Origin of the sequence: Streptomyces sp. WM6378 (assembly GCF_001279695.1) — a bacterium.
Taxonomy (GTDB): domain Bacteria; phylum Actinomycetota; class Actinomycetes; order Streptomycetales; family Streptomycetaceae; genus Streptomyces.
In genome coordinates, this window is record NZ_LGDD01000313.1 from 45986 (window position 1) to 55038 (window position 9053).

8 protein-coding genes are annotated in these 9053 nt (G+C 72.6%); 3 read left to right on the forward strand and 5 right to left on the reverse strand.

The window, feature by feature from the left end; all coding sequences use genetic code 11:
• The first annotated feature begins 99 nt into the window (after positions 1–99).
• Positions 100–1212 carry a DUF5937 family protein gene (locus tag ADK54_RS31235; RefSeq protein WP_053729129.1) on the forward strand — a complete coding sequence of 371 codons (1113 nt, stop codon included), beginning with the start codon at positions 100–102 and terminating at the stop codon, positions 1210–1212.
• Positions 1213–1400: 188 nt separating this feature from the next.
• Here ADK54_RS31235 and ADK54_RS31240 read toward each other — a convergent pair whose 3' ends face one another.
• The 3 genes from ADK54_RS31240 to ADK54_RS31250 all read right to left on the reverse strand — a co-directional run bounded on the left by ADK54_RS31240 (position 1401) and on the right by ADK54_RS31250 (position 4016).
• On the reverse strand, positions 1401–2006 hold the full coding sequence (locus tag ADK54_RS31240) for an AAA family ATPase (protein WP_053729122.1): 606 nt from the start codon (positions 2004–2006) through the stop codon (positions 1401–1403).
• 45 nt (positions 2007–2051) lie between these two features.
• On the reverse strand, positions 2052–2726 hold the full coding sequence (locus ADK54_RS31245) for a response regulator (protein ID WP_053729123.1): 675 nt from the start codon (positions 2724–2726) through the stop codon (positions 2052–2054).
• Positions 2727–2807: 81 nt separating this feature from the next.
• Positions 2808–4016 (reverse strand): sensor histidine kinase, encoded by a 1209-nt coding sequence (locus ADK54_RS31250; RefSeq protein WP_053729124.1) that lies wholly within the window; start codon positions 4014–4016, stop codon positions 2808–2810.
• Positions 4017–4112: 96 nt separating this feature from the next.
• Between ADK54_RS31250 and ADK54_RS31255 the strand changes: the two genes are divergently transcribed.
• Positions 4113–5096 carry an SAM-dependent methyltransferase gene (locus ADK54_RS31255; RefSeq protein ID WP_053729130.1) on the forward strand — a complete coding sequence of 328 codons (984 nt, stop codon included), beginning with the start codon at positions 4113–4115 and terminating at the stop codon, positions 5094–5096.
• Positions 5097–5449: 353 nt separating this feature from the next.
• Positions 5450–6592: an NADH-quinone oxidoreductase subunit D gene (locus tag ADK54_RS31260; RefSeq protein WP_053729125.1), complete on the forward strand. Its 1143-nt coding sequence runs from the start codon at positions 5450–5452 to the stop codon at positions 6590–6592.
• 24 nt (positions 6593–6616) lie between these two features.
• Here the strand turns inward: ADK54_RS31260 and ADK54_RS31265 are convergent, their stop codons facing one another.
• Entirely contained in the window at positions 6617–7624 is a 1008-nt protein-coding gene (locus ADK54_RS31265) for a PhlD (protein ID WP_234392273.1), read from the reverse strand.
• A 135-nt stretch (positions 7625–7759) separates the two neighbouring features.
• Positions 7760–8617, reverse strand: a complete 858-nt coding sequence (locus ADK54_RS31270) for a helix-turn-helix domain-containing protein (RefSeq protein WP_234392274.1) — start codon at positions 8615–8617, stop codon at positions 7760–7762.
• Positions 8618–9053 lie beyond the last annotated feature (436 nt).

The window sequence follows — 9053 nt, forward strand, 5'->3', positions numbered from 1 at the left end:
CCTGGGGCGCCTGAGGCCCTGACCGGCGCCGTCGATTGACCAGCACCGTCAATCGGCGGCCGCTCTGTCGGTGCCGCGGTGCACCATGGGCCCATGAGCGTGACCATCGACATCACGGGCCTGCCGCCCGAGCGCATCGGCTTCGCCGTCTCGCCGCTGGCCGAGCTGGGCCTGGCCCTGCACGCGCTCTCCGAGCCCGGCCACCACCCGGGCCTGCACGGCTGGGTCACGGCGACCGCGGCCGCCCTGAAACCCGACCTCGCGGACCGGCTGCACGAGGCCGAGTTCCTGTGGCGCAACACGTTCTCCGACGTGTTCATGCCGTTCGCGGGCATCCCCGGCGGGGACGGCAGCCCCGGCTCGACACTCGCCGAGGACCTCGACCTGCTCGACCGCCTCCCCGACGAGCGGTTCGCCTCCGCCGCCCTGGAGTTCACCTGCTCCAGCCTGTACACGGTCAAGACGCCGTCCCCGCTGCACGACCCGGCGATGCGGGCGCGCGCCCTGGAGATGGCGGCGGTCCGGGGTCCGCGCCAAGTGGAGTTCGCCCAGCGCCTGTTGAGCGATCCGGACTCCATACGGGCCTGGTTGCGGCGCCTGTTCGAGGACTGCGAGCAGGCCTTCTTCGCGGACACCTGGCAGCGGGTCCGGGTCCAACTGGCCACCGACGCCCGGCACAAGGCGGAGATCCTTCGCCGCAAAGGGCTCGACGAGGCCGTCGCCTCGGTGTCGGCCGCGCTCAGCCTTGACGAGGGCGGGACGCGGATCAGCGTGGACAAGCTAACCGAGGGCCGCACGACCGCCACCGACCCCGAGCCCGGCGCGGGGCTCACCTTCGTGCCCACCTCGTTCGGCTGGCCGCACCTGATGGTGCTGCACGCGCCGGGCTGGCGGCCGGTGATCCACTACCCGGTGCACGGGCCCGAACTGCCCTCGCCGGCCTCGGTCGAGATCCTCAAACTGCGGATGGAGGCGCTGGCCCACCCGATGCGGATGCGCCTGTGCCGCAACCTGGCCCGCTCCCCGTACACGACGAGCGAGCTCGCCGACTCGCACGGGATCACGGCGCCGGAGGTCTCCCGCCACTTGGCCGTCCTGAAGAAGGCGGGGCTCATCACGACGCGGCGTCGCGGCCGGTACGTGCTGCACCAGCTCGACCTGACGGTCGTGGCCCGCCTGGGGAGCGACTTCCTTGAAGGGGTGCTGCGGTAGCCCCGGCAGGGTGGGAGGCATTCGACTGCTGGCCGTCGCGGGGCTTTGCGCAGTTCCCCGCGCCCCCTGAACCCTCTTTCGGCTGCGGGTCGTGGGTGGTTGCTCGCGCAGTTCCCCGCGCCCCTGTAGGAGACCCGGCGCTGCCCGGTCGCAGAAGCACCTTGGGTGAATGGGCCCGCCACAGGCTCTCAGTCGAAGCGGATGTGGCGGAGCCCGATCCGAGTGCGGCGCAGGCGGTGGCGCAGGGCGCCGTCGGTGTTGGGCAGGGGCCGCAGCCCGGCCGACGCGGCGACCCGGTCGGCGACCTGAGGGACCGTCAGCTCATCGGTGTGGATGTGCTCGGCGAACTCGGGGCCGCTCAGCCGCTCCAGGCAGAGGTCCAGGTGCCGGACGGCGAAACTGTCCCGCTTGAGGCCCCGCCCGAGGCCCCGCTCGCTGAGCCGGCGCAGTACGAGCCGGCGCTCCGCGAGCAGCGCGAAGTGGCGCACCTCGTGGCCGCCCTCGGCGCGCAGCCGGCCGATGATCTCCTCGAAGTAGCGCGGCTCGACCAGCGTCATCGGGGCGATCACCGGCCCCTTCACCTCGCGCAGCGCCAGGTCGAGCACCTCGTGGACGCCCTCGCGCCAGGCCCGCAGGTCCTGGAAGTCCGTGCGCAGCTCGGGCGGCAGCGTGCGGTGCAGCCCGAAGCCGATGTGCTCCGGATCGCACACGACACTGCCGGGCAGCCGCCGCCGGAGCTCGTACGCGGTCTGCGTCTTGCCGCCGCCGTAGGGACCGTTGATCCAGAGCAACATGCCGCCCGAGCGTACCGGCGGCGGCCGGGGCCTGGCGGGATCAGGTCAGACCGCGCCGCCCCCCGCGCGCACCAGGCCCGTCTCGTAGGCCAGGACCACGACCTGGACGCGGTCGCGCAGTTCCAGCTTGGTCAGGATGCGGCCCACGTGGGTCTTGACCGTGGCCTCCGACAGGACCAGGCGGGCGGCGATCTCGCCGTTGGAGAGGCCCTGCGCGACCAGGAGCATGACCTCGCGTTCGCGCTCGGTCAGCTTCTGCAGCTGCTTGTGCTCGGGCTCCTTGCCGGCGGCCGGGAGCATCGGGGCGAACCGGTCGAGCAGGCGCCGGGTCGTCGACGGCGCGACCACCGCGTCGCCGCTGTGCACCGAGCGGATCGCGCCGAGGAGTTCGGCGGGCGGCACGTCCTTCAGCATGAAGCCGCTGGCGCCCGCCTTCAGGCCGGAGAACGCGTACTCGTCGAGGTCGAACGTGGTCAGGATCAACACCTTGGGCGGGTTCGGCGCCTCGCAGATCCGCCGGGTGGCCTCCACGCCGTCCAGCCTCGGCATGCGCACGTCCATCAGGACCACGTCGACGGCGGTCGCGCGCAGGATGTCGATCGCCTCCGCGCCGTCGCCCGCCTCCGCGACGACCTCCATGTCCGGCTGGGCGGCGAGCACCATCCGGAACCCGGTGCGCAGCAGCACCTGGTCGTCGACGAGCATCACGCGGATCGTCATCGTTCCCTCTCCATCACGGCGAACAACATCACGGCGTACAACGGTCGAGCAGCACGTACTACACAAGACATGTACAGGAAATCAGTGGGCCGGTTTCAGCGGCAGCAGGGCGCTGATGCGGAAGCCGCCGCCGGGGCGCGGCCCCGCGTCAAGGGTGCCCCCGACCATGCCGATCCGCTCGCGCATGCCGATCAGGCCGTGGCCCTGGCCGTCCGCGCCGCCGTCCTCGTACATCTCGTGGGCGGCGCCGCGGCCGTCGTCCTCGACGAGCAGGCCCAGCCCGTCGTCGAAGTACACGAGCCGCACGCTCGCCCCCGCGTCCGGGCCGCCGTGCTTGCGGGTGTTGGTGAGCGCCTCCTGCACGATGCGGTACGCCGTGAGCTCGACGCCGCTGGGCAGCGGGCGCGGGGTGCCCTCGATCTTGAAGTCCACGGTGAGGCCGGCCCCGCGGACCGTCTCGACCAGGTCCTCGATCTGCTGGACGTCCGGCTGCGGCACGTACTCCCCCGCCTCCTGGTGCTCGCCCGTGCGCAGCACGCCGAGCAGCCGGCGCATCTCGGCGAGCGCCTGGCGCCCGGTCATCGAGATCGTCTCCAGGGCCGTCTTCGCCTGGTCCGGCGAGGTGTCCATCACGTACGCCGCGCCGTCGGCCTGCACGACCATCACCGACACGTTGTGCGCGACCACGTCGTGCAGCTCGCGGGCGATCCGGGCCCGCTCGGCGGCGACCGCCACCTTGGCCTGCGCCTCGCGCTCGCGCTCCAGCCGCGAGGCCCGCTCCTCCAGCTGCGCGAAGTACGCCTTGCGGGTGCGCATCGAGTCGCCGAGCACCCAGGCGAGGACGAACGGGACGGTCATGATGATGACGAAGAAGACCTTCTCCGTCGCGGTGTTGATGCCGCCGGTGTCCATCCACCGGAAGTGCGCGAGCGGCGCCGCGCACAGCCCGCCGACCAGCGCGACCCGCGAGGCCCAGCGCTCGCCCGCGGAGGCCACCGTGTAGACGATGACCAGCATCGCGAAGTCCTGGATCTGGGGCTGGACGTTCAGCGCGAGCTGCGCCAGGCCCATCGTGATCACGAGCAGGAGCATCTTCTCGGGCACCCTGCGGCGCAGCGCCACGGCCGTGCCCATCCCGAGCGCCACCAGGACCTGGATGCCCCAGGAGGCCTGCTTCGGGTCGTGCGCGACCGACGTGATCTGCAGGCCGGAGAACCCGAACAGGATGACGGCCCAGAAGGTGTCGACCCCGGTCGGGTGTCTGCGGATGAAGTCGTAGAGGCGCTGCACGTAACCCAGCGTAGGGAAAGCGGATAGGTGCAGGGGTCAACCGCCGGGGCGATCCTGATCCCGGCGGCGTACTCCGCAAGGTGGAGACTTGGCCCCGTGACGGATGAGACGTGTCAGCACTCCCCGGGTACGAGCGGGCCCGGGGCGCCCTGTGGATGGCGGGCCGCCACCGAGCGGGCGCTCTACGGCGACGGCGGGTTCTATCTGCGGCCCGAGGGGCCGGCCGGGCATTTCCGTACGTCGGTGCATGCCTCGCCGCTCTTCGCGGGGGCTGTCGCCCGCCTCCTTACGGAGGTCGCGGCCGGGCTCGGGCCCGGACCGGTCGACCTCGTCGATATCGGCGCCGGGCGCGGGGAGCTCCTGAGCGGGGTGCTGGCCGCGCTGCCCGCCGGGTTCCCGGTGCGGGCGTACGCCGTCGAGCGCGCGGCCCGCCCGGACGGTCTCGACGACCGGATCTCCTGGCGCGCGTCCATTCCCTCGGGCATCCGGGGCCTCCTCTTCGCCAACGAGTGGCTCGACAACGTGCCGGTGGACGTCGCGGAGGCCGACCCGGACGGGGTGGCCCGGCTCGTCCTCGTACGGCCCGACGGCACCGAGACGCTGGGGGTGCCGGTGTCGGGGGCGGACGCGGAGTGGCTCGCGCGCTGGTGGCCGCTGAGCGAGCCGGGCTCCCGGGCCGAGATCGGGTGGCCTCGGGACGAGGCGTGGGCGGGGGCGGTCGCGTCGCTGGACGCGGGGGTCGCCGTGGCCGTCGACTATGCGCACGCGTCGGGTTCTCGGCCGCTCTTCGGGACGCTGAGCGGGTTTCGGGGCGGGCGGGAGGTTCCGCCCGTGCCGGACGGGTCGTGCGACATCACGGCGCATGTCGCCCTGGACGCGTCCGCGCTGCCGGGCGCGGAGCTGCTCCCGCAGCGCGAGGCCCTGGCCCGCCTCGGCATCTCGGGGGCCCGCCCCCCGCTGTCCCTGGCGTCGTCGGACCCGGCGGGGTACGTGCGGGCGCTGGCCGGGGCGGGTGAGGCGGCGGAGCTCACCGCGCGGGGCGGTCTGGGGGACTTCGGGTGGCTGATCCAGCGGGTTTGACCCCCAACCGGATTTGAGCCCCCACCCCGCCCCTTCCCGAGACCCTCCGGGGGTGGGGGAAGGGAAGCCGGGTTTCCTGGGGCTCCGCCCCAGACCCCGTTCGCGCCTCAAGGGCGCTCGTCCTCAAACTCCCCCAAGGCCTCAAGGGCCAGGGGGACCCCCATGACGGGCTGAAGATGCCTGTACCCGGCGCTGCCAGGGGCGCGGGGAACTGCGCGACCAGCCACCCACGGTCCGCAGCCGACCCCACCCACCCCCGGCGGGTCCAGGGAAGGGGCGGGGAGGGGCCATCGGGGTCTGGGGCGGAGCCCCAGCGCGTCCCGGCCGTCTCACCGCAGGGGATACTGACCCCCATGACGGAGACGACGGTCGGGATCGGGGGCGGGGCGGAGAGCACCGACATGGTGCTCAACATCGGCCCCCAGCACCCCTCCACCCACGGAGTGCTACGCCTCAAGCTCGTCCTGGACGGCGAACGCATCCAGCACGCCGAGCCGGTCATCGGCTACATGCACCGCGGCGCCGAGAAGCTCTTCGAGGCCCGCGACTACCGCCAGATCGTGATGCTGGCCAACCGCCACGACTGGCTCTCCGCGTTCTCCAACGAGCTCGGCGTGGTCATGGCCGTGGAGCGGATGCTCGGCATGGAGGTCCCCGAGCGCGCCGTGTGGACCCGCACCCTGCTCGCCGAGCTGAACCGGGTCCTCAATCACCTGATGTTCCTCGGCTCGTACCCCCTGGAGCTCGGCGGCATCACCCCCGTCTTCCACGCCTTCCGCGAGCGCGAGGAGCTCCAGGCGGTCATGGAGGAGGTCTCCGGCGGCCGCATGCACTACATGTTCAACCGGGTCGGCGGCCTGAAGGAGGACCTGCCGCTGGGCTGGCTCGGCCGGGTCCGGCACGCCGTCGCCTCGGTGCGCTCGCGCATGGACGTCTACGACCGGCTCGTGCTCGGCAACGAGATCTTCCGGGCGCGCACCCGCGGCGTCGGCGTCCTGCCCGCCGAGGCCGTGCACGCGTACGGCGTCAGCGGGCCCATCGCCCGCGCCTCCGGCGTCGACTTCGACCTGCGCCGCGACGAGCCCTACCTGGCGTACGGGGAGCTGCAGGACACCCTGAAGGTCGTCACCCGCACCGAGGGCGACTGCCTCGCCCGGTTCGAGTGCCTCCTGGAGCAGACCCACAACGCCCTCGACCTCGCCGACGCCTGCCTCGACAGGATGGCCGGGCTCGCGCCCGGGCCGATCAACCAGCGCCTCCCCAAGGTCCTCAAGGCGCCCGAGGGCCACACGTACGCCTGGACCGAGAACCCGCTCGGCATCAACGGCTACTACCTCGTCAGCAAGGGCGAGAAGACGCCGTACCGGCTGAAGCTGCGCTCGGCCTCGTACAACAACATCCAGGCGCTCGCCGTGCTGCTCCCGGGCACGCTGGTCGCCGACATGGTCGCGATCCTGGGCTCGCTGTTCTTCGTCGTCGGTGACATCGACAAGTAGCCGACAAGTACCCGTCCAGCGCGCCTAGTTGGACCAGTGGCCTCTCGCCGCCGTCAGTACGAAACCCGGGCCGAACGCGATGATCAGGCCCGCGGCGCCGACGGCCGGCGGCTGGACGGACGTGCGGAACAGGACGTCCAGGACCGCGGAGCCGCCCAGGTTGCCGTTGGCGGCCAGGCTCTCCCAGGCATGCCGCAGGGCGCCGCCCGCGCCGTCGAGCCCGAGGCCCGCCGCCGTGTCGTCCAGGATGCGCGGGCCGCCGGGGTGCACCACCGCGAAGTCGAGCGCATCGTCGCCGAGCCATTCCCGCAGCGCCGGGAGGCAGTCGTTGAAGGCGGCGGTCGCGGCCCGGGTGGAGTCGAAGTGCAGCCCGGCGCCGCTCAGCCGGCCCCGGTAACGGTCGGCGCTGTCGGGCAGCACGTACTCGAAGGTGTCCTCGACGACGAAGCCCGGCCCGTCCCAGGTGGGGCGCTCGCAGACGACCGCGGCGGCGGCGCCGTCCCCGAAGAGCACCTTGTAGACCATGGATTCGAGGCTGGTGTCCTCGTGGTTGTACGTCGCCGCCGACAGGCACTCGGAAGTGACGACCAGGACGTTCGCGCCGGGGTGGGCGGCGATGTCCAGGTGGGCGCGGACCAGGCCCTGGGCACCGCCCGCGCAGCCGACCGTGCCCATGGGGTGGCGCCGGACGTCGGGCCGCAGGCCGAGTTCGGTGACCAGGTGGACGTCGAGGGAGGGCACCGTCCACGAGGTGGTGTGGCTGGTGACGATCGCGTCGATGTCCCCGGGCCGCAGCCGCGCCCTGGCCAGTGCTCGCCGGCCCGCCTCGGCCGCGAGGTCCAACGCGTCTTCGTAGGCCGCCCTGTTGCGCTCCTCGACCAGAGCCTTTCCGGCCACGGTCGGCGCGCCCAGCGGGCGGGTGAAGTGCCGGGTCCGCACAGTCGTCGCCCGGGCGACCCGCAACACGGCCTCCAGGCGCGGGAGTTCCGGATGAGCACGGCGGATGTCGGCGCAGATCTCGTCGGTCGTCACAACGTTCCCCGGCAGAACAACACAGGGAGGGGCTATGTGAGCGGGCACGGACGATCTCCCCCACAAATCGAAAACGGGTGGATCATCACCGTACGCCAGATGGCTAGAATCAACCCCACAAATCCAAAAACTTGGTCAACTCGTCAGCGATGCCGGGTCGAGTTGGCTTCGGCTCGCGAGCGAGTCGCCCGCCGTGTAGAGCAGCAGCATGACGCGGGCGCCCGGCGACGTCACCGGCTCGGCGACGCACGTCGTCACCCAACCCGGGCCGTACAGCGCGTGGTTGATCGGCCGCTCCGTTCCGTCGGGGTACGCGATGGGCGCCACCGAGGCCACCTCGTACAGCGGCCCGGCCACCGGATCACGGCGTACGTCGTCCTCCAGGCGGGCCAGCGCCGCGTTCTGCGGATGCAGCTCCACGGCGTGCCGCAGCTGCGGCATCACCACCGGCGCCCAGGAATTGACCCAGTCTCCGAGAACCACCTCGCGCGCCTCGGGGTCCAGGAGCATCCAGCGCATGGAGTTGGCCGGGGGCTCGCCGCCCGGGAAGAGCGCGGCGAACTCCCGGTTGTGGGCGAGCAGGTTCCACTCGGCGTCGTTGATGTACGCCAGCGCCCCGCTGATGCCGTCGACGGCCCGCCGCCACTCGCCGGGCACGGACAGGCCGGAGTCGCGGTGCAGCGGGCTCGGCGGCGTCTCGCGCCGGGTGAGCCGCCACAGGAACGCCCACTCCTGCTCGTCGAACCTGAGCAGGGTGGCAACGGCGGTCAGCAACTCGGCCGAGGGCGTGCCCAGTTGACCGTTCTCGAACCGGTTGTACGTGCCCGGCGTACGGTCGAGCAGCAGGTCCATCTGCTCCTGGCTGAGCCCGGCCGCGCGCCGGCCGGGGCCGGGCCGGCGCGGCGGGAAGCCGGCGGAGCCGGGGCTGACGGCGGCGCGCCGCTCCCGCAGCAGCGCCCGCAGGGCGGCGCGGTCGGCGGCGGCGAGGGGCAAGGGGAGCGCCTTCCGTGGTGGGGGCGGTCGGTGGGGGCGGTCGCGGGGCGCGGGGCGGTCGCCGGAGCAATTATCTGCATCCGTGCCCCCTGGAAAGACGGCGGGGCTCCCGACGACAATCATCGCGCGGGCCCACTCGGGGGAGGAGCCCGCCCGGATGCCGGCTGCCCCGCGCATCCGGACTCTGCGGACGGTACCGACACTCGCCACGATGCGCGGCCTCGGTACCGGCCGCAGACCTCGTTCTGGGGGCTGTTGAGCCCCCTGGGCCCCCATCAACCCCGGGGCTTGCGGCCCCCGCCCCCTCCTGGATGTCTTCGGTTCACTGCGGGCCGTGCGTGGCTGGTCGCGCAGTTCCCCGCGCCCCTAGGAGCGCCGGGTACAGGCATCGTCAGCCTGTCATGGGTGTCCCCCCTGGCCCTTGAGGCCTTGGGGG